Consider the following 20723-nt stretch of genomic DNA (forward strand, 5'->3'; position numbering starts at 1 on the left):
ATTAAAAACTTAAAATTAATAATTGTTAAATGTTAAAAATCCTGCTAATTAAATAAATTAGCAGGATTTTAAATTTATTTAAACAGACTTTATATGTGGTATAATATTACTACTCAGTAGACAAATTTCACAGAATTTATTAATTAAGTTTAAGGGAGATGCATCTATGAAACCAAATGTTAAAAATATAAGCATTTATGATCTAAAACCAAATATGATTTTAACTGAAAATTTAGTACTAGATGGCGTAACTTTAGTTGCAAAGGAAATTGCATTAAATAGTTCAGTTATAAAAAAAATAGTAGAGTTCTACCCATCAAACACTGTACACATTTATGTGAGTGGAGAAGAACTCGTAGTTCCTAGTTCACAAAATTCAAGAGAGCAAAGTTTAATTCAAACTGAAAATATATTAAATCGCTTTTCAAATAAGATAGATATATTTTTAGATAACCTACAAAAGGATTCGCAGCCAGATTTAACAGAAATAAAAGTTATGTCTAAAGAAATTTTAGATAATCTTAGCGATTATGGTTCAATTATAAAGAATATAACAAGCTCTAAAAATATAGATGAATATCTTACGCGCCACTGTGTAAACGTTGCACTTTTAAGTTCAATGCTAGGAAAGTGGCTTAATTTACCTAAGAATGAATTAACACTCTTGACTCATACTGCTTTTCTTAGTGATATCGGTAAGACTAAAATTAATCCCACCGTATTAAATAAACCTTCTAAACTTACAAACTTAGAATTTGATGAAGTTAAAAAGCATTCACTTTATGCTTATGACCTTATAAAAAATATTCCATTATTAGATAAGTCCGTAATTTTAGGTGTTCTTACACATCATGAACGTTTAAATGGGTCAGGTTATCCTCTTGGTTTAAAAGAAGATAAAATTAGTACTTTTGCAAAAATAATAGCAATTGCAGATACATTTGATGCAATGACATCAGAGCGAGTCTATAGCAAGAAACAAAATCCCCTTAAAGTGTTAGAGGTTTTGCAACATGATTGTATTGATTTATTAGATTATAATTATATAACTACCTTTGTAAGACATATGTCAAACTACTACACGGGTGAAATGGTAAAACTTAATAAAGGTTCTATTGGAAAAATAATTAAAATAGACATAAATAATATATCCAAACCCCTTATATCTGTTGATTCAAATTTTATAGATTTACAAAAGGAAAAAAATCTATTTATTATAGATATGCTACCCTAATAATTGCATGGACTTATGTACGAATTAGAATTAAAATAGAGTTATTCTAATAATAATTTATGAGGTGATTATATGTTAAATTTTGATTATTCAATTCCAACTAAAGTTTTCTTCGGTAAGGGTAAAATTAGTGTTTTACCTAAACAGATAAAAAAATATGGTACAAAAGTACTCCTTGTATATGGAGGAGGAAGTATAAAGAAAAATGGTCTTTATGATGATATAGTTAATGGACTTAAGAAAAATTCAATTGAATTTTGGGAACTTTCAGGTGTAGAACCAAATCCAAGAATAACAACTGTAAGAAAAGGTGTGGAAATTTGCAGAAAAAATAAAATTGATCTAGTACTTGCTGCTGGTGGAGGAAGTTCTATTGATTGTTCAAAAGCTATCGCAGCAGCTTACTACTATGAAGGCGATGCATGGGATATAATTAAAAACCCAAGCAAAATTTCTAAAGTGCTTCCTATAGCTACTGTATTAACCTTAGCCGCAACTGGATCTGAAATGGATACTTTTGCAGTTATTACAGATATAGATGTCAATGAAAAACTGGGAACGGGCCATCCTGATATGGCGCCAAGATTTTCAATACTAGATCCTACTTATACTTTTTCAGTACCACAAAATCAAACAGCGTCAGGAACAGCAGATATAATGAGTCATACTTTTGAGGCATATTTTAGTAGTACAAAAGAGGCTTTTCTTCAGAATAGGATGGCTGAGGCAATTCTTAAAACTTGTATAAAGTATGGCAAAATAGCAATAGATGACCCTAAAAACTACGAAGCAAGATCAAATTTAATGTGGGCCTCAAGTCTTGCAATAAATGGCTTATTAAGTTTTGGAAAAGATAGTAACTGGGTTGCTCACCCAATGGAACATGAACTAAGTGCTTATTATGATATTACGTATGGAGTAGGTCTTGCAATTTTAACTCCACATTGGATGAAATATATTTTAGATGATACCACTGTAGACAAATTTGTTGAATTTGGAGTAAATGTATGGGATATTGAAAAAGGAGCAGATAAGTATGCCATTGCAAATGCTGCAATAGCTAAAACTCGCAAATATTTTGTATCACTTGGAATTCCTACAAAACTTAGTGAAGTTGGAATCGACGAAAGTAAATTAGAAGAAATGGCAAAGAAATCTGTAAGATATGGAAAAATAGGCAGTTTAAAACCTATAGATCATAATGATGTGCTAAGCATATTCAAGGCTGCATTATAAAGTCAAATTGTCTTTCTAAAATAAAGATTAATAATTAGTTATAAAATAAATATAAAAACATCACTATTTTAAAATTAAAATAGTGATGTTTTTATATTATTTATTCAAACTTAAACATTTCAAGTTTCCCTTGAAGTTCCTCAATTAACACTATAAGATTATTAGCATGGCTATTAACTTCTTCTGAAGACGCAGATTGTTCTTCCATTGCAGCAACTATCTGCTCAGTAGAAGCAGAAGTTTCTTGTGCCACTTCTGATATTGCATCTATCATTGTAACCACATTATCCTTATTTTCATTAGTTGTCTTTATCCCTAAAAGTTCTTCTTTAACCTCGGACAATACCTGATCAATTGAAGATGTGATCCCTTGCATTGAAGTATTTATATTTGTTACTGCTTCCTTTTGAATTTCATTAATTCCATTGGTTTTATTCATAAATTCAACTGCAGAGCTTGTATCAGTTATTATGCTATCAATAATTTCTTTAATACTCAATGACGAATCTTTTGATTTTTCAGCAAGTTGCTTTACTTCATTTGCAACTACTGCAAACCCTCTTCCTGCCTCACCTGCTCTTGCAGCCTCAATAGAAGCATTTAATGATAAAAGATTAGTTTGCTCTGAAATATCCGCGATAACATTTGTAACTTCTGCTATATTATTAGATTTTTTATTTAATTTATTAATAATTTCAGAAACCATTGCAAGTGATGTCTCAAGCTTTGCATATGAACCTTCTAGGGTTCTAACATCATTATTACCTTTACCAATATCATTTGTAGTTTTATTTAATAAATTTTCTATTAAATTTGATTTACCACTAATTGTTTCAATTTCATGTCCAAGGCTTACGATAGCTGTAGCTCCATCCTCAATATGTTGAGTTTGTCCTTGTGTTCCTGAAGATATCTCTTCTATAGATTTTGTTACCTCTCCGATTGCTATACTATTTTGTTCGGATATAGTAATCAAACTACTTGCCGTTCCTTGTACCGCTTTAAATTTTTGGTTTAACTCAGAAATTAGAGAATTTAAATTTCTTGTCATATCATTAAAATCATGTGATAGCTCTTCTAATTCATCACCTGTTCTAATATCTAATAATATTGTCAAATCACCTTTAGCTGTTTTATTAACTACATCTTTAATACGTTTTATACCTTTTACCATTTTATCACTTGTCATAAAAGCTAATAGAACTACTAGTATCAATGACACAACTAAAACTATAATACTTAACATAACTAGATAATTCACTTTACTTGTAACTACTGATGTAGGTTTTAATGAAATCATCTTCCAATTTAACCCTTCTATCGTGGAATAAGATGCATCGTAAGTGGTCGCCCCTATGGTAGCCTTAGTTGTTCCTTTCTTATCACTATAAACATTATCAGCCCAAGAATATTGTTTACTAAAATCTTTTTTATTGGCTACAATATCTTCAGTTCCTTTATCATCACTTTTTCCTGAAAAACTTGGAGCTATGTTTTTGCCCATTTGAGTAAATAGTGAAGAGCTTATTAGAGTTCCTTTGTTATCAAGGAAAATTAATTTATTACTATTTCCTTTCTCAAGGGTTGTCCTAACATCCCCTAATGATGTTAAACTAATATCATATCCTACAGCTCCTATGAACTTACCGTTTTGTTTTACAGGATAAGTAATAGAAATCATCATTTCATTTGTTTCTCCTGTATCCTTGTAAACATCAAACCATACTGTATCTCCCTTTGCTTTTGTATTTTTAAAAGCTTCTAAATTTAGTGCGCCTACATAAGGAGTTGGCGGTACTGGCACCATGTCCATGAATCCTGTTTTTGCACTAATATAATATGTAGCAACAAGAGATTTATCATTATCTTTTGCATTCTTAAGTATCTTTCCTATCATAACATTTTTATCTTTACCGTTATCCACTGTTCCAATTCCATTTGCTATTTCTTTAATAGAAGATTCGTATTTTGATAAATATGTATTTATATTTTGACCTGAGCTTTGTGCAATAATAGAATTTTGTTCCTCTGTTGAAGTTTTTATTTGTTTATATGAATACGTTATAAAAGTTCCTGCAAGTACACATGAAGCTACTAGTGTTGTTAAACTCATTGATAATATAAACTTCTTTTTAATTGACGTTCTTTTAACTCTTTTTTCTTTTGCTTTTTTTTCTTGCACGATTTTAACCCCTTACGATTATTGTTATGTTTAAAATAATATGATAATTTCTGCATAAGCAGCTTAAACATAGCCTAATTTTTATTTTTTAATACCTTATATAATTATTATATTCACTCCCCTATTGAATATATATTCCCCTATAATCATCATATGTTATTATTTATTATATTTTACTAATATTTTTAACTAGTGTCAAATATTTTAAAAAAAGAAGTACAAATTCCCATAAGAAATTTGTACTTCTTTTTTTATTTTTTATTATTCTTAACTCTGTTTGGTTTAGCCTTAGGCCTCATAACTACATCATTTTTTTTATCTTTCTTATAACTGGTATTTGAATAATTTGATTTAGAACTAACTCTTCTTTTCATAAATCCTGCTAAATCCATAAACCATAAAGCAAAAATAACAAATACTCCTGGCAGTACATATTTAGCTACAAAAGCCGGCATAGTCGGCCATAGGATTATAGGTGCTATAAAAAGTATTATAGCTATTGCAAGCACTACCCACTTGCTAATGTTTATTTTACTTAGTAAATAAGTTTTTAAAGCATAATAGATTATAAAAATTACAATTGAAAATGCTATCATACTAAGTATTTGCATGGCAATATTCATATTTATTCCACCTTTCATATAAATAAGTCTATACTATACATTATCAAACATTTTCCGATATATATCAATAGTTTAGACATTAATTAATTTATCTAATTATATTTGTATTAAAAATAAATTTATGCTAAAATATTTTTGGGTAGTATCGATTGCGAACTGCACTTAGTTGTTTAACATATTATAACCAGTATAATCTGCTCATATCTATATGAATGGGACGGCGCTTCAACAATATTTTTCTCTCAGTTATCTGAGATGTTTTTCTAAATTTACTAATTCGAAATATTTCATACTAGTGGTTACAGCTCCAAAGGAGATGACTTAACTTCTGGTTTTCTTTTAAATATAAACAATTCAAATGCAATCGCATATTTAATTTACCCTATTTTCGCATTTTGTTATAAATGTATTATTTTCAAAATTTTATGCAGTGCTTATTTTCCTATATATAAGAAGCAAAAATTATAAATATTATTTCAAATAATATTTAAAAATTCAGGAGGGTTAACAATTGAAAAATTCTGTTTCAACCTTTATATCAGCAAAAAAAGCAGGTACTAAATTAACAATGCTTACAGCTTATGATTATTCAATGGCTAAAATTATTGATGAATGTGGCGTTAATGGTATTTTAGTAGGAGATTCATTAGGTATGGTTTGTCTTGGGTACAAAGATACCTTAAGTGTAACTATGGACGATATGCTTCATCATACTAAAGCTGTCGCTCGCGGCACTAAAAATGCACTTGTAGTAGGGGACATGCCTTTTATGTCTTATCAAAGCTCTATATACGATGCAGTTAAAAATGCAGGACGATTTTTACAAGAAGCGGGAGCATCCGCTATAAAACTAGAAGGTGGTGCTGTAGTTTGTCCTCAAATTAAGGCTATAGTTGCTGCTCAAATACCTGTCATGGGTCATATTGGTCTAACTCCTCAATCAGTTAATATGTTTGGAGGCTTTAAAGTTCAAGGAAATAATAGCATAGACGCTAAAAAACTTATTGAAGATGCTAAAAAAATAGAAGCTGCAGGTGCGTTTGCTATTGTACTTGAATGTATACCATCAAAACTCGCAAAGCTTATATCAGATGCAGTAACTATCCCAACTATTGGAATAGGTGCTGGTGGTGGCTGTGACGGTCAAATTTTAGTATATCAAGATATGTTAAATATGTTTGAGGATTTTAAACCAAAGTTTGTAAAAAATTTTGCAAATGTCGGTGACTTAATGAGATCTGGATTTAAATCATATATTAAGGAAGTAAATGAAGGAACTTTTCCAGCGAGTGAACACTGTTTTAAAATAGATGATGAAATCTTAAATAATTTATATTAAATTTAATTAAGAAAGGAAGTGTACTAGGCATTAATAATGCGTAAACATGGGATGTTACTAATGCCTCTATTTAATGAATACTGTAAAAACTATAAAAGAAGTACGTCATCAAGTTAAAGTTTGGAAAAAAGAAGGTTATAGCGTTGCCTTAGTTCCTACTATGGGATCTTTACACTCTGGCCATGAAAGTCTAATAAACCGCGCTGCAAAAGAAAATGAGAAAGTTGTGGTAAGTATATTTGTAAATCCAATACAATTTGGAAAAGGTGAAGATCTAGATTCTTACCCAAGAGATCTACATAAGGATGAAATTGTATGTGACAGTGCTGGAGCAGATTTAATATTTGCACCAAAAGCTGACGAAATGTATTATAAAGATATAGAGGCAAGTGTCAGTGTTAAAGAACTTGCAACAGGTCTATGTGGTGCTAAAAGACCAAATCATTTTGCTGGAGTATGTACTGTAGTTTCAAAACTTTTTAATATAATTCCTGCGGACAAAGCTTATTTTGGTGAAAAAGATGCTCAACAGTTAGCTATAATAAAAAGAATGGTAAGAGACTTAAATTTTGATATAGAAATTATTGGTTGTCCCATTGTACGTGAAAAAGATGGACTTGCAAAAAGCTCGCGTAACATGTATCTATCATCAAAAGAAAGAGAAGCCGCTTTAATTCTAAACAAAAGCTTAACTAAATGTAGAGATGCCTTGTCAAATGGAGAAAAATCAACAAAACTTTTAAAAAAAATTATAAAATCCGAAATTGAAAAGGAAGTTTTGGCAAGGATTGATTATATAGAAATTGTAGATGCTTTTTCCCTTGATGTTATAGATATTGCATGCAAACCTATTCTTGTAGCTATTGCCATATATATTGGTAAAACAAGATTAATAGATAATTTTATATATGAAGCTTAATAAAATATTTTTTTAATACTGTAATAATTTAAAAATAATTGTAAACAATAATATCACAAGACTTTATGAAAGAGGAGATGTTTACAATGAAAGCATTAGATGGTACTGCACTAGTATTAGTTATTATAGGCGCTATAAATTGGGGATTGATTGGTTTCTTTAGGTTTGATCTAGTATCAAGCTTATTTGGCACTGGTTCAGCATTAACAAGAATTATTTTCGCTCTAGTAGGTTTATGTGGTTTATATGCTTTATCTTTCCTCGGAAGAGACAGAGATAGCAACAGAGACAGAACTGAAGTTAAATAATATCTAAATAAATATGTTATAAACATAAAAGAAGCCGAAATTAAAATTCGGCTTTTTTTATATTCAAATTAAATCTTAATTGCACCAAAGCCATCCTATTAGTAACTCTTATTACAATTAAACTTTGTGCTCGTTTTTTACTTACATCTTGTATAATTTTAGAATACTTTTTATCTAACATCATTATAATAACCCCTGCTTTAGATTGAATTTCATAACCATTAGATTTTTTTACTATAACCAAATTCTCCCATTGGCGGGGAGTGTAATTTGTAAAATTCATTTCAAAAACTATCCCCTGCTGCTCCAGTAAAACGAGTAAACTATTATATTGATCATGCAGCATATTATTTTTAAACTTTAATCCATCGGTATTAAAATTATTATGTTCTAATATCTTACTTTTATCAATTAATTCTAGTTCGTGTTGTTTTTTTATATCATCTAACTTCTCAATTTTACGGTTCATATTCTCTAAGTAATTATCATTATTATCTTCATCCATAATTATTACCTTGCCTTTCATAGTATTCTTTAGGTAGAATAGAGTTGAGGTGATTAATATATGAATAAATTTATAGACTCGATTATTTCATTTATAGAATATATAAATAAAAATATTAAATTATATCTAACATCATTTTATAATAAAACATACTTTTTAATCAATAAAAATTTTGAATTAAATAAAATTTATAAACCAATTTTAAAAGAAAAATCAGATGCAAACAAGAGATTACAAGAAGCAATAAATGCTGTAACTCATAAAAATAAAGAAGTGGAAAATAGCATAATAAATTTTAAAAATGAAAATATTTTGCTACAAGATAAAATATCTATAATTCAAGACCTAATAACCAAAAGGCATGATTAATTATAATACAAACAAAAAAAGCAGCAGATTCTAGCTGCTTCTTTCTCCGTTTTCCTTATTTAAATTATCTTGAATTATGTTTTTTACTACATCAGATATATTTGCTTTTTCTTCCTTAGTCATACTATCAAGATATATAGGTTTATCAAAAACAAGTTTAGCATTTGCCTTTTTAATTTTACCATTATTGCCTTCAAATGCTTTATACGTATCAAAAAACGTTACAGGAACAATAGGTACTCCTGCCTTTATTGCAAGCCTCATACTACCCTTCTTAAATTCTCCCATAGTATTACTTCTACTTCTAGTGCCTTCCGGGAAAATAAGCATAGAATATCCGTTTTTCAAATATTCAACCCCTTGTGCGATATCCTTAAGCGCCTGTCTTGGATTTTCTCTATCCATAAATACACAATGTATTTGTTTCATCCAATAACTCAATATTGGTATCTTTATCATGCTTTTTTTAGCAACAGCTCCAGTAATATTATTCATATTAGATAATATTACTGGTATATCAAAATCACTTTGGTGATTTCCAACAAAAAGGCAAGCCTCCTTTGGTATATTTGATCTACCAATAACAGTCAAATTCAAATTTGCAGCCTTTAGTACAAACTTAGCCCAATTCGTAGCAACATCAAGTAGATATATCTCCGCCTCTTTTAAAGATTTTTTAGTTTTTATTCTGTTGAATTTTGGTTTCTTAAAGTTTATCCAAATCAAATTAGTAATAATAAGTATATAAAAATATATAGTTCTCATATATCTGTTCCTTTCATGCTTTAATTTAATTACAAATTTAATTATACTAGTTTATAGGTTTTATTTCAAATAACACATACGATATTGATATTTATTTATATATTTGGGCAACATCATTTATGTAAATAAATATTATTAGGAGATTAACTTTATGCCAAAGAAAACCTGGTTAAGATACGCCTTAATTTGTGTTTCAATAATTTTTGTAATTGTATGTACAACTATAACTTACAGATCTACTATAAAAACTAATTTAGATTTAGAAAACAATATGGTAACTCATTTTATAGATGTAGGTCAGGGAGATTGCACCCTTATTCAAGTGAATAATAAAAACTTACTAATTGACAGTGGCACAAGTGATTCAAAACAAAAACTAATTAGGTATTTGAAAAAAAATAATATCACAAAACTAGATTATATAGTTGCAACTCATCCCCATGCAGACCACATAGGAGGTATGGCAAGTATTATTAAAAACTTTGAAATTGGTGAGTTTTGGGCACCTAAAGCCTTAGAATCTACTGGGGTATTTAATGATATGATCGACGCTCTTCGTGCTAAAAATTTAAAAATAAAAATAGCTTCCCCTAATACTTCTTTAAATTTAGGTCCTAATACCACCTGCATCATGTTATCTCCAAATAAAACCACCTATGATAATCTAAATAATTACTCTTGCACTCTAAAGATATCATACAAAAATTCAACTTATTTATTTACAGGTGATATAGAAACCCAGGCAGAAGATGAGTTAATGGCTAATAATTATGATTTATCAGCTCAGATACTTAAAGTTGCACATCATGGTAGTAAATCATCTTCTTCTGAGGGATTTTTAGATAAAGTCTCTCCAAAGATTTCCATAATAAGCTGTGGCATAGACAATGATTACGGTCATCCAAATAAAGAAATATTAGATAGGCTCAAAAAATTAAACTGCATCGTTTATAGAACTGACCTAGCTAAAACTATTGTACTTATAAGCGATGGGACAAAAATAAAAAAGCTATCATTTCCATTAGTTAGATGAGCCCTTTTGAGTATTCTTCAATGCTGAAACTAGTGCCTCTACACAAGCTTTAATATCATTGTCGCTAGACATACTATTTCCGAGTTCAATAATTGATGCTTTGTTAGATAAGTCTTCATTGTAAAAAGATATTCCATATTGATAAAAGTATATTCCTGATTTAACACCATTTGAATTTTTAATATTTCCTATTAGACTATCAATAAATCTTTTATTTGATTCATAACGCGGATTTTTTTGAGTAACAGCAAATTCAATTCTTTTGGTATTAGAATTGCTGTTATCTGCTAAACTGTCTCGATGTATGTCCAATAAAATAGTATTTGAATAATTCTTTACATTTTTTGTTATCATATCACGTGTTACATAATATGAATTATTATAATCTTTAGGTGGTTTAACTTTTATAAAATGACTATTAAAGCCTTCTTTAACAAGCTTATCATTTATTAAAGCACCTACATCTGTAACTTTTATTCCAGAGGAATAAGTTTCATTGGGATGACTATTATAGATTACTATGTCAGCCGAAAATGGTACTATAGGATTTTGGGTAGCAGTTGCTGACTTTTTTATATTAGATAACGAGAGTACACTTGATGCATTTTTAACTAAGTTTTTAGAAGTCGCTACTGGTGTTTTTACTTGTAATGTTGTAGCTTTAACAATGTTTTTATCTGAACTTATGCTGGAAGTGTTTATTGCAATACCGAAGCCACCTATAATAGAAACAACAACAACACCCAGTAATATACCTTTAATATTTATCTTATTATATTTTGAAATCATAATAATCCTCCTTTTCATTTCCAGCCTATTTAAGACCATTGAGGTAGTCCCAACGAGCCTATTACCTTTCCCACCCAACTCCAATACTTTTATTATTGTATTTCCATATAGTATGTTTTTACCTTCTCCTAAATAAGAAATAACTTGACCATCACAGGAAATTTCACAATCTTGTCTCATTTTATAAAAACCGTAGAGCAAGATTGGATTAAACCAATAAATCATGGATAATAAAGTAGTAATCACATTTATAATTAAGTCCTTACTTTTCAAATGAGTTAGTTCATGCATTATAATATATTTAAACTCTTCGTCACAAATATTTGCGGCTACGCTTACTGGTATTAATATTTTTGGTTTAAAGAGTCCACATAAAGATGGAATACTTAATTTGTCAGAGTATGTTAATTCAACCTCAGTTCTTATATTCATATCTTTCATGCATTCATTTAGAATAGTTCTATGTGTACTGACCACATTTTTAAAGAATATCTACCTATATTATTTAGTTTTTTATATCCTATAACTAATATTCCGATTGATAATACAAAACCAAACAACCATATGAAACAAAACACTTCTTCAAGATTTAATTTTGGGGTTAAAGGCGTACTCATAGTATTAATAATTACACCTTTACTTAGAGAAGGTACCTTACTTATTAAGTTTGAAGCCCCAAAATCTGAAACTGTAAGTCCTGTTGGAGAACTAGTTTGTTCTATTTGTGTTTGTACTTGAAAATTTTTATTTAAATTAAAAATATTTAATGGGCTTTGTGGTCCATTAGGAATTATCAACTTTATTACTAAAATCAACCATATATAATAGTGAAAAGTAGAATTCAATTTATTTCTAAATATCCCTTTTATAATTAATATCATAAGTACAATTATGCTACCGATTAAAGATGAAAGTACGATCTTTTCAAAAATATTTAATAAATTCATATACATCAACCTTTAGTTTTACTTGATTGATTAAGTATTCTTTTTAATTCTGCTATATCTGTTTCAGATATTACTTCTGACTGGACGAAGGTTAAAAGCATAGATTTAATAGAACCATTAAATACTCTATTAACAAACGACAAGCCTTCCAATTTTATACATTCGTCTTCTGATACCAAAGGAAAATAAAGATATTCATATCCAATTTTATTGAATCCTATTGCACTTTTAGTTAATAATCGATTTATCAAAGTTTTAACTGTAGCTGGCTTCCATTCTGATTTATCCTTGAGCTTGTTTATAATATTTATTGCTGAGATCTTAGGACTAATCCATATTATCTTCATTATTTCCCATTCAGCATTTGTTATTTTAGGAATTTCATACATTTTATAACACCTCATTTCAATTACAACTGAAACCGCTTAATTTACAATTGTAATTTATATTATTTCTATACTATATTCTTAGTTATAGTAATTATGTTAAATTTTAATAATTATATTAATACAATGTTTAATTTAATAAAACATAATTAATGTTGGAGGGAAGAATTGCTATTGGGAATAGACTTAATCTTGATGAGTGTAAGAACCTTTCTGAATTTATTAGAAGTGAATTATGATGATTATAATGTGAATGAATAACAATATGAATTTCTCGGTCAGTGACGCCAAATAAGAAGAGAAGAAAGAATTGAAATCCCATTTAAAATTCTTCTTTTCCAAATATTAAATTCTCGTATGACTGCCACAGGCAGTCTAACGAACAGGCTACAAATCAAATGGGAGCACGTAACAATTAATAATTGTTACGTGCTCCCAAGAACTGCCCAGAGGCTGAGAATTTTATATTTTCAAAAGACTAGAATTTCTTAATGGGATTTCACGTTTTAAACTCTTATTTGGTGCCACATAGGAGAAAATAATTTTAAATTAAAATAGTAAATTTAATTAAACATAACAATACTATACCCACAACTATTCTATAAACTGCAAAAACCTTCATAGGTTTTGTCTTTAAATAAGCAACAAATCTTTCAACTACAAGAAGTGCAACCAAAAATGCAACTATAAAACCAATAATCAAAGTAATAATCTCTCCACCACTAAAATTCATACCAGTTTTAAATAAAGTGAGTGCTGTTGCTCCTACCATAGTTGGTATTGCAAGGAAAAATGAAAATTCAGTTGCAGCAACTGTAGAAACTCCACAAATCCAACCTCCCATTATAGTAGATGCAGATCTAGACATTCCTGGCCAAAGTGCCAAACATTGAAAACACCCTATTTTAAATGATTGTTTAATATTTATTTTTTCTACGCTTTTTGTTATATGTTTATTTCTAAATTTATTTTCAATAATAATCATTAGAACTCCGCCAACCACAAGTCCTATTGCTACGGTACCTGGATTAAAAAGATATTCGTCTATTTTATCATTTAGAAGAAACCCAAAAATTGCAGCCGGTATAAATGCAACTATAATATTAGTCCAAAATTTAATACCTGATGGCTTAAGCTTAAAAAATTCCACAACCGAGCCCCATATTTTACTCCAATATAAAACTATAATAGCAAGAATCGCACCTAATTGAATTACCACCTCAAAACTATTTGCAAACGCACCTTTAAAATTTATAACATTTCCCACAATGATCATATGACCTGTGGATGAAATAGGAATAAATTCTGTTATTCCTTCGACTATTGCAATTATTACTGCTTTTAAAACCAATATAATGTTTAAATCCATCTAATGTTTGCTCCCTTCTAAAAACAATTTGTAATTTTAATTTATAATATACTGAATCCATTAATACAATTAATGCTTAATATTCTTTTTCATAACTCCTCCTTGCATGTCCTCTTTGTTCTTATCATATATATTGCACCTATTACTAAAACAGTGCCAACTATCTGCATAACTGTTACATGATCATGTAATATAAAAAACGATAAAAGCATAGCAGTTGGTATTTCTAGATTACCAATTATAGATACCTTAAGCGACCCTATATATTTTATGGCCGCATATAATAATGTTAAAGGAATAATCTCACAAAATATGGCAAGAATCGTTGTATAGATTAAAAGGTCTTTTGTTATATCACCTCTAAAAACAAATACAGGAAATTTATATACCATAAGGCTTATTAGTGAAAAAAGCGTTGAATAAGCATTGATAGTTAATGGACCAATTCCCTGTAATTTTTCTTCACTATAAATATTCATAAATGCATAAAACATTGCACATATTAAAGCAAATATTACTCCAATAAGAGAATACTTTGGCCTACTTGATAAAATATCCAGGGTTAAAAGGCAACCCAAAAATGCTAAAAACACAGCAAAAATTTTTATATAACTTATTGAATCTTTCTTAAACACCGCTGAATATATGAATACCATTATAGGATATGTATATAGTAATATAGCCACCATTTGAATAGGTAAATAGTTATAGGCGGTATAATAAAACACTGTCATAAATGTATTCCCAACAATTCCAAGTACAGCAAGTCTTAATAATTGCTTTTTAGTTACCTTAAAGGACTTCTTATTAAAAATATACATGCTTACAAACATTAATGGAACAGCTATAATATATTGAAGTGTAAGTAAGCTTATAGCATCAATTCCAAGACCGGAAGCTAACTTTACAAATAGCCCTGCACTACCGAATAATATAGCTGAAAAAATCGAATAAATATATCCTTTACTAATTAAAATAGTATGATACCCCCAGTACTTAAGTCAAATATTTTGCTTGTTATAGTTATGCATATAATTATATTCTAACAAATACGCACCTAAAAAGCCACAACAATAAGAAGCCCTTAAGATGATTTAATTATAAGTTACATTAATATGTTAGACATTTACGTTAGTATGTTATAAAATTGTATTATCATAAATATAAAATATAATAAAAGTTCTGCAAATATTAGTAAAATTAAAATTCATAAGTACAATTAAAGGATGTGTTCAAAATTAAAATTCAGTCGTTACTCAGTATATTAGTTTCAAAATTTGTTATGAAGTTATCGAAGTCTATATTTCAAGGCGGCACTAATTTCCCAGGAAAAATCGCCTTAAAACTTGATAAGAACATTTTGAAAACAATTGCTAATAATTATGAGGTTATACTTATAACCGGTACAAATGGTAAAACAACAACAACAAGCATGATTTATAGCATTGTAAAAGAAAGTAAAAGGCCTGTAATTACTAATAATACAGGCGCAAATATGTATACAGGAATAGTTGCATGTTTTATTTCAAATTATTCATTTAAAAAGTCTCTACTTAAAAAAATTGCAGTTATAGAAGTTGATGAAGCTAATCTTAAATTTGTAACTGAGTATATAACTCCAAAAGTAATTACTATAACTAACCTATTTAGGGACCAAATGGATAGGTATGGAGAGGTATATACAACCCTTAAGAAAATACTTGTGGGAATTGAGAAAGTTCCTGAATCAACTCTTATTCTTAATGGTGATGAATCTTTATTTGGAAACTTGAATCTTAAAAATGATGTGCTATACTATGGTTTTGGAACTAAAATTAATGAAAATAAAATTGTAGATATAAATGCAGATGCTAAATTTTGTACAATATGCAAAACTGCCTACAGTTATAATTTTATAACCTACAATCATCTTGGAGATTTCTATTGCCCTGGATGTGGATATAAAAGACCGGAGCTTACATACTTTGTAGATAAAGTTATTGATTTAAATACCAGTGGTTCATCAGTTTCTATTAACAATAAAGAATATTACATAAACCAACCAGGTACATATAATATTTATAATGCTCTATGTGCATACTCCGTAGCAAAGGTTCTTGGAATTTCAGATACTACTATAGAGCATTCTCTTAAAACTGTAGCTAGTAGCTTCGGTAGACAAGAAACTCTAGATATTGATGGCACCGAGGTCAAAATAATACTCGTTAAAAATCCCGCTGGTTATGACGAAGCAGTAAACACCATTAATCTTGACAAACGCAAAATAAATTTATCTCTTATGTTAAATGATAATTATGCAGATGGCAAAGATGTTTCTTGGATTTGGGATGTAAATTTTGAGCGTTTAACAAGTCTTGATGTTAACAAAGTTATGATCTCAGGAATACGTCTGTACGATATGGCAATAAGACTTAAAGTAGCTGGTTTTTCATCAGATTCTTTCCTCCTTTGCAGCGATGAAGAAACCCTACTTAATGAAATTAAATCTTGCAATGGTGAAATAGTATATATTCTCGCAACCTACACTGCAATGATAAATTTAAGAAAATTTCTACACACTAAAGGTTATATAAATAAAATTTGGTAAAAAATTTAAATAGAAGGTGAATAACATGGAAATTAATATTTGTCACCTATATCCTGACTTATTGAATGTATATGGGGATGTAGGAAATATTTTAATACTAAAACACAGAGCAGAGCTTCGAGGAATCGAAGTAAACATTGTTAATGTATCTATGGGCGATATTTTTAAAGCAGAAGATTATGATATTGTTTTTTTTGGAGGCGGCCAAGATTATGAGCAAACTATAGTTTCTCCAGATTTAATAGAACTTAAAAAAGCATCAATGGAAGAATATATAGAAAGTGGAAAAGTATTTTTAGCAATTTGTGGTGGATATCAATTGCTTGGGAAATACTATACAACTCCAAGTGGTGAAAAAGTTGATGGTCTTGGGATTTTGGATATCTACACTGAAAGTGGTGACAAACGCTTTATCGGTAACACAGTCATTCATAATGAAACCTTTGACGAAACCTATGTAGGCTTTGAAAATCATTCCGGAAGGACCTATATTAACGATTTATTACCCCTTGGCAAAGTTGAAGCTGGCTATGGTAATAATGGAGAAGACGGTTACGAGGGTTGCGTATATAAAAACACCTTCTGTACTTATTTCCATGGTTCGCTGTTATCTAAAAATCCTGAGCTTGCAGATAGATTGCTTACCCTTGCATTAAACAATAAATATGATGAGGTTGCTCTAACTTCCCTAGATGATAGTCTGGAAATTAAAGCTAAGGAATTTATAATAAGGAGAGAAACTGCAAAATAAATATCGGTATGAATTTCTCCGGAAATGGCATCAAATAAGAAGAGTATAAACATTTAAAATTCTTCTTTTGAAAAATTAAATTAAAAAGATATATACAATATCTACAGCCTATCGGCTAAAAGATTTTTTTGATGATTTAAAAATGTTTTTACACAAAAAAGTATATATTACGTATAATGCATTGAGCAAACTTTAGGTTTTCTTTAAGCAATTTCGTTCCAAAGGAACGAAAAGTCCTTTCTTTAGATATAGAAATACATAATAGAATGAACTTCCTCTGGAAGTGACTCCAATAAGAAGAGCCGAAACAATTGAAATTTCATTTAAAATTCTTCTTTTGCAAATATAAAATTCTCGTGAGACTGCCACAGGCAGTCTAGTGAACCGGCTGCAAGCCGAATGTGAACGACATAACAATTAATAATTGTTATGTCCCCCAAAGAACGACCCAGAGGAAGAGGATTTTATATTCGCAAAAGATTAAAATTTCTTAATGAAATTTCATGTTTCAAACTCTTATTGGAGGAACGCAAGAGGAAGTTCATTGGATCACACTTTTTTATTCTTATTTCTTATTTTCAATGGCCGAGTAGTACCATAAAAAAAAGATGTAATTTTGGATAAATCCCAAATTTACATCTTTTTTTCTAGTTGTAATGCCAAACTAAAATACTTTATAGAATCAGTCACATTAGATAGCTTATGGTACATACTTCCCATTTCTAAGTAACGAGCATATATATCTTTCTTATTTCCAAACTTTAATAATGAATCTAAAGATAAATTCATATACATCTCTGCACTAGAAGCGCTTCCTTGTCTATCAAGAATAATTGCTTTATAATAATAACTTTTCTCTATAAACTTAATATCATCTAAATTGATTGCATAATTTAATACTTCATCAGAAATACTCTGTGCAAGATCCACTACATCATTTTTAATAAGTTCTTTAACACAATTAAGCATAAATTCAACTAGTCCTACCTTATCATCTCTCGGATATACACTTAACCCCTGACTTATATATTCAACTGCTTTTTCTTTCATATTACAGTCAAACATTGTTGACCCATAATTTAAGATAGCTATCGCCTTATATTGTAACTTATCTTTATATAACTGGTAAGATTTTTGCTCATATTTTTCAAAATCGTCATTTTTCATTCTTATAGATAAAACGGCTAACATATGATATATCTTTGCTGCGCTAAGATCTGTATCCACATGATTAACCAAATCTAGCAACCTTTTTCCTACCTCGAAAGCACGTTCATAATTTTCTAATTTAATATTACAAGCAGCCTCATTATACGTGACTATAATTAATTTTTTATAATTTATAACCTCACTATTATAAAGACCTTTCCTTACATTACGATAATAACTAGATGCTTGAAGAAAATCTTCTTTTATATATAAATGTCTTGCCATATCTATATAATAAGTTAATTTATTATCCTCTATAGACGTTTTTAAATATAAATCATAATACTCTGAGGTAATAGCTTGAGCATTCTCAAAATCTTTTTTATCTAAGTAAACATTAAATAACATATGCATTAATTCAATGGCTAAATCATAATACTTATATTTTTCAGCAACCTCTAAATTGTAGGATACATTATTTTTATAAGTTTCATCCTTAGCATCCACATTATCTTCATTTTTAGCTTTTCCCTTTATTATTTTAATATTTTCCTTAACTTGATCAAATACATTTTCATTTAGATATGCAAGATCTATATCTAGTTTCTTACTAATTAATTCTAATACCCAAGGTTCTGCTATAACTTTATTATTTTCTATACAGCTCATTTTAGATACTGATATTTTATCATCACATATCTCTTTTAAAGTAAATCCTTTATATATTCTACTTCTTTTTATCTTTTCTCCCGTTGATAATATTTTCATTCTCATCACCTATCCACAAATTGAGTAATTTATTTGCAAAATTACCCATAAATATTTTTACTAAATTATTCCTAGTCTTTTAAATATCTCTACACCTTCATTTAAATATTTAGCTGCATCTATATTTCTTCCACCGTCAACATAGAACTTTCCAATCATTATAGATATTTCAGCCGCTTCCTTTAGTTTATCTTGCTCTTTTACAAATATTAGCGCCTTAAGTAATGTATTTTCGGCTTCCTTCTTATTGTCTTCTAATAAATCAACTCTATATTTTAATAAGTAATACTGAAATAGCGCCTTATTATTACCTTCTTCTATATAATCCAGTATATGGCTTAAAGCCTCTTTAGCTTTACTTACAGATTTAAGTTTAATATAATTTTCACAAATATTAGCTAAGGTATCTATTAATTTTAAGTCATTAGTGTTCTGCCTAATCTCTTTAGCCTTATTTAAGTGTATAAATGATTCTTCAATATTCTCAAATTCATAAAACAATCTTCCTAAATTATTTTCTATCTCAGAAATATAAGTTAAATTGTTAATTTCTTTAAATACTTTTAAAGTAATCTTCGAGTATTTTATAGCATTCTTAATGTCACCTTTTTTATTGTATCCATCTGCAAGTAATAGGAGTGAATTAGCATACTCTTCTTTACTACTTATTTGATTGAATTTTTCCTTAGCTAAATAGCAATATTTTATAGCATTTTCCATGTTTTCTAATTTAAAATAAGTATGACCTATATAATAATATATTTCACCCAGTAGAAAATCATTTCCCATCTGATTATCTATAAAAACTTTTTCAGCTTGCTTAAAATAACTAGAAGCTGACTGATATCCCCTTAGCTTAAGTGATATTTTCCCAAGTTTTAACAAAGTTTTAATTATTTCTTCATAAGAATTATTTTTAATAAAGATAACATTTGCTGAAAGAAAAACCTGTTGAGCTGACGAAATATTTTGCTTCTCCATGCATATATCGCCTCTTAAAGACAAATTTCTACCTCCTTGATACTCTAATTTATATTTTTCACAGTAATATATAGATTTATCAATGTTTTGCTCAGCTTGCGATAAATCGCTATTCAAAATTTGAGCTTCAGCAACATTTTGGTAGAACAAGCATATCCTTTCAGCTTGAGCTTCCTCTGACTCCAATAAATATTCGACAGTTGTATTTAAATTGCTTGCCAGATACTCCAATAAATCCATACTAGGATTAGATTTACCTGATTCAACTAAACTAATTTGTCCTGGAGTTATTCTACTACCTGCAAGGTCTTTTAATGTCATGTTAAACTCTTTTCTTTTCCTCTTTATCTTTTCTCCCATGGATAATATTTCCATAATCACTCATCCTTTACAACATGGTAATATAATAATATTAATTTGTACAAATCGACAATTTTAATTCAATTATAACATAGTTCACCTATAATATTGTAAATATATGAA

At 28.9% G+C, this 20723-nt stretch carries 20 protein-coding genes; 9 read left to right on the forward strand and 11 right to left on the reverse strand.

Going from position 1 to position 20723, the window contains the following annotated elements; all coding sequences use genetic code 11:
* Positions 1-166 precede the first annotated feature (166 nt).
* Together KPL37_RS00640 and KPL37_RS00645 are read left to right on the forward strand one after the other, a co-directional pair.
* The gene (locus KPL37_RS00640) at positions 167-1234 is read left to right on the forward strand and encodes an HD-GYP domain-containing protein (protein ID WP_216145255.1); all 1068 of its coding nucleotides are present in this window, start codon (positions 167-169) and stop codon (positions 1232-1234) included.
* Positions 1235-1306: 72 nt separating this feature from the next.
* On the forward strand, positions 1307-2470 hold the full coding sequence (locus KPL37_RS00645; RefSeq protein WP_216145256.1) for an iron-containing alcohol dehydrogenase: 1164 nt from the start codon (positions 1307-1309) through the stop codon (positions 2468-2470).
* Positions 2471-2570: 100 nt separating this feature from the next.
* Here KPL37_RS00645 and KPL37_RS00650 read toward each other — a convergent pair whose 3' ends face one another.
* Together KPL37_RS00650 and KPL37_RS00655 are read right to left on the reverse strand one after the other, a co-directional pair.
* Entirely contained in the window at positions 2571-4652 is a 2082-nt protein-coding gene (locus KPL37_RS00650; RefSeq protein ID WP_216145257.1) for a methyl-accepting chemotaxis protein, read from the reverse strand.
* A 251-nt stretch (positions 4653-4903) separates the two neighbouring features.
* Entirely contained in the window at positions 4904-5275 is a 372-nt protein-coding gene (locus KPL37_RS00655; RefSeq protein ID WP_216145258.1) for a hypothetical protein, read from the reverse strand.
* A gap of 511 nt (positions 5276-5786) precedes the next feature.
* Between KPL37_RS00655 and panB the strand changes: the two genes are divergently transcribed.
* From panB to KPL37_RS00670, 3 genes are all read left to right on the forward strand, one after another.
* Entirely contained in the window at positions 5787-6614 is an 828-nt protein-coding gene (gene panB / locus KPL37_RS00660; protein ID WP_216145259.1) for a 3-methyl-2-oxobutanoate hydroxymethyltransferase, read from the forward strand.
* A 73-nt stretch (positions 6615-6687) separates the two neighbouring features.
* Positions 6688-7533 carry a pantoate--beta-alanine ligase gene (gene panC, locus KPL37_RS00665; protein ID WP_216145260.1) on the forward strand — a complete coding sequence of 282 codons (846 nt, stop codon included), beginning with the start codon at positions 6688-6690 and terminating at the stop codon, positions 7531-7533.
* An 86-nt stretch (positions 7534-7619) separates the two neighbouring features.
* Complete coding sequence (locus tag KPL37_RS00670; RefSeq protein WP_216107761.1) at positions 7620-7841, forward strand: DUF378 domain-containing protein; 222 nt, start codon at positions 7620-7622, stop codon at positions 7839-7841.
* A 40-nt stretch (positions 7842-7881) separates the two neighbouring features.
* Here the strand turns inward: KPL37_RS00670 and KPL37_RS00675 are convergent, their stop codons facing one another.
* Positions 7882-8346: a hypothetical protein gene (locus tag KPL37_RS00675; RefSeq protein ID WP_216145261.1), complete on the reverse strand. Its 465-nt coding sequence runs from the start codon at positions 8344-8346 to the stop codon at positions 7882-7884.
* 60 nt (positions 8347-8406) lie between these two features.
* Between KPL37_RS00675 and KPL37_RS00680 the strand changes: the two genes are divergently transcribed.
* On the forward strand, positions 8407-8715 hold the full coding sequence (locus KPL37_RS00680) for a hypothetical protein (RefSeq protein WP_216145262.1): 309 nt from the start codon (positions 8407-8409) through the stop codon (positions 8713-8715).
* A 30-nt stretch (positions 8716-8745) separates the two neighbouring features.
* Here the strand turns inward: KPL37_RS00680 and KPL37_RS00685 are convergent, their stop codons facing one another.
* On the reverse strand, positions 8746-9480 hold the full coding sequence (locus tag KPL37_RS00685) for a lysophospholipid acyltransferase family protein (RefSeq protein ID WP_216145263.1): 735 nt from the start codon (positions 9478-9480) through the stop codon (positions 8746-8748).
* Positions 9481-9631: 151 nt separating this feature from the next.
* Between KPL37_RS00685 and KPL37_RS00690 the strand changes: the two genes are divergently transcribed.
* A complete protein-coding gene (locus KPL37_RS00690) occupies positions 9632-10513 on the forward strand; it encodes a ComEC/Rec2 family competence protein (protein WP_216145264.1) in 882 nt (293 codons plus the stop codon).
* On the opposite strand, the gene KPL37_RS20010 is transcribed toward KPL37_RS00690, so the two are convergent.
* From KPL37_RS20010 to KPL37_RS20215, 5 genes are all read right to left on the reverse strand, one after another.
* Positions 10502-11743: a M56 family metallopeptidase gene (locus tag KPL37_RS20010; protein WP_281418606.1), complete on the reverse strand. Its 1242-nt coding sequence runs from the start codon at positions 11741-11743 to the stop codon at positions 10502-10504. The genes KPL37_RS00690 and KPL37_RS20010 overlap by 12 nt on opposite strands.
* An 8-nt stretch (positions 11744-11751) precedes the next feature.
* The gene (locus tag KPL37_RS20015) at positions 11752-12249 is read right to left on the reverse strand and encodes a M56 family metallopeptidase (RefSeq protein WP_281418607.1); all 498 of its coding nucleotides are present in this window, start codon (positions 12247-12249) and stop codon (positions 11752-11754) included.
* A gap of 5 nt (positions 12250-12254) precedes the next feature.
* Positions 12255-12638 (reverse strand): BlaI/MecI/CopY family transcriptional regulator, encoded by a 384-nt coding sequence (locus KPL37_RS00700; protein WP_216145265.1) that lies wholly within the window; start codon positions 12636-12638, stop codon positions 12255-12257.
* A gap of 541 nt (positions 12639-13179) precedes the next feature.
* A complete protein-coding gene (locus tag KPL37_RS00705) occupies positions 13180-14004 on the reverse strand; it encodes an undecaprenyl-diphosphate phosphatase (protein WP_216145266.1) in 825 nt (274 codons plus the stop codon).
* Between the two features lie 89 nt (positions 14005-14093).
* A complete protein-coding gene (locus KPL37_RS20215; RefSeq protein ID WP_343216202.1) occupies positions 14094-14981 on the reverse strand; it encodes a DMT family transporter in 888 nt (295 codons plus the stop codon).
* A gap of 251 nt (positions 14982-15232) precedes the next feature.
* On the opposite strand from KPL37_RS20215, the gene KPL37_RS00715 reads away from it, so the two are divergent.
* Entirely contained in the window at positions 15233-16591 is a 1359-nt protein-coding gene (locus KPL37_RS00715; RefSeq protein ID WP_216145267.1) for a Mur ligase family protein, read from the forward strand.
* Positions 16592-16616: 25 nt separating this feature from the next.
* Entirely contained in the window at positions 16617-17342 is a 726-nt protein-coding gene (locus KPL37_RS00720; RefSeq protein ID WP_216145268.1) for a type 1 glutamine amidotransferase, read from the forward strand.
* Positions 17343-17975: 633 nt separating this feature from the next.
* Here KPL37_RS00720 and KPL37_RS00725 read toward each other — a convergent pair.
* Positions 17976-19259, reverse strand: coding sequence for a helix-turn-helix domain-containing protein (locus KPL37_RS00725; protein ID WP_216145269.1), 1284 nt, complete (start codon positions 19257-19259; stop codon positions 17976-17978).
* A gap of 60 nt (positions 19260-19319) precedes the next feature.
* Positions 19320-20615: a helix-turn-helix transcriptional regulator gene (locus KPL37_RS00730; RefSeq protein ID WP_216145270.1), complete on the reverse strand. Its 1296-nt coding sequence runs from the start codon at positions 20613-20615 to the stop codon at positions 19320-19322.
* Positions 20616-20723 lie beyond the last annotated feature (108 nt).

The sequence above is a fragment of the Clostridium frigoris genome, assembly GCF_018861865.1.
GTDB lineage: Bacteria > Bacillota > Clostridia > Clostridiales > Clostridiaceae > Clostridium_AD > Clostridium_AD frigoris.

Excerpts from the sequence above, each read along its gene's own strand:
- KPL37_RS00640 (WP_216145255.1), top strand. The coding sequence starts at position 167 with ATGAAACCAAATGTTAAAAATATAAGCATTTATGATCTAAAACCAAAT.
- KPL37_RS00645 (WP_216145256.1), top strand. The coding sequence starts at position 1,307 with ATGTTAAATTTTGATTATTCAATTCCAACTAAAGTTTTCTTCGGTAAG.
- KPL37_RS00655 (WP_216145258.1), bottom strand. The coding sequence starts at position 5,275 with ATGAATATTGCCATGCAAATACTTAGTATGATAGCATTTTCAATTGTA.
- panC (WP_216145260.1), top strand. The coding sequence starts at position 6,688 with ATGAATACTGTAAAAACTATAAAAGAAGTACGTCATCAAGTTAAAGTT.
- KPL37_RS00670 (WP_216107761.1), top strand. The coding sequence starts at position 7,620 with ATGAAAGCATTAGATGGTACTGCACTAGTATTAGTTATTATAGGCGCT.
- KPL37_RS00675 (WP_216145261.1), bottom strand. The coding sequence starts at position 8,346 with ATGGATGAAGATAATAATGATAATTACTTAGAGAATATGAACCGTAAA.
- KPL37_RS00680 (WP_216145262.1), top strand. The coding sequence starts at position 8,407 with ATGAATAAATTTATAGACTCGATTATTTCATTTATAGAATATATAAAT.
- KPL37_RS00685 (WP_216145263.1), bottom strand. The coding sequence starts at position 9,480 with ATGAGAACTATATATTTTTATATACTTATTATTACTAATTTGATTTGG.
- KPL37_RS00690 (WP_216145264.1), top strand. The coding sequence starts at position 9,632 with ATGCCAAAGAAAACCTGGTTAAGATACGCCTTAATTTGTGTTTCAATA.
- KPL37_RS20010 (WP_281418606.1), bottom strand. The coding sequence starts at position 11,743 with ATGAAAGATATGAATATAAGAACTGAGGTTGAATTAACATACTCTGAC.
- KPL37_RS20015 (WP_281418607.1), bottom strand. The coding sequence starts at position 12,249 with ATGAATTTATTAAATATTTTTGAAAAGATCGTACTTTCATCTTTAATC.
- KPL37_RS00700 (WP_216145265.1), bottom strand. The coding sequence starts at position 12,638 with ATGTATGAAATTCCTAAAATAACAAATGCTGAATGGGAAATAATGAAG.
- KPL37_RS00705 (WP_216145266.1), bottom strand. The coding sequence starts at position 14,004 with ATGGATTTAAACATTATATTGGTTTTAAAAGCAGTAATAATTGCAATA.
- KPL37_RS00720 (WP_216145268.1), top strand. The coding sequence starts at position 16,617 with ATGGAAATTAATATTTGTCACCTATATCCTGACTTATTGAATGTATAT.
- KPL37_RS00725 (WP_216145269.1), bottom strand. The coding sequence starts at position 19,259 with ATGAAAATATTATCAACGGGAGAAAAGATAAAAAGAAGTAGAATATAT.
- KPL37_RS00730 (WP_216145270.1), bottom strand. The coding sequence starts at position 20,615 with ATGGAAATATTATCCATGGGAGAAAAGATAAAGAGGAAAAGAAAAGAG.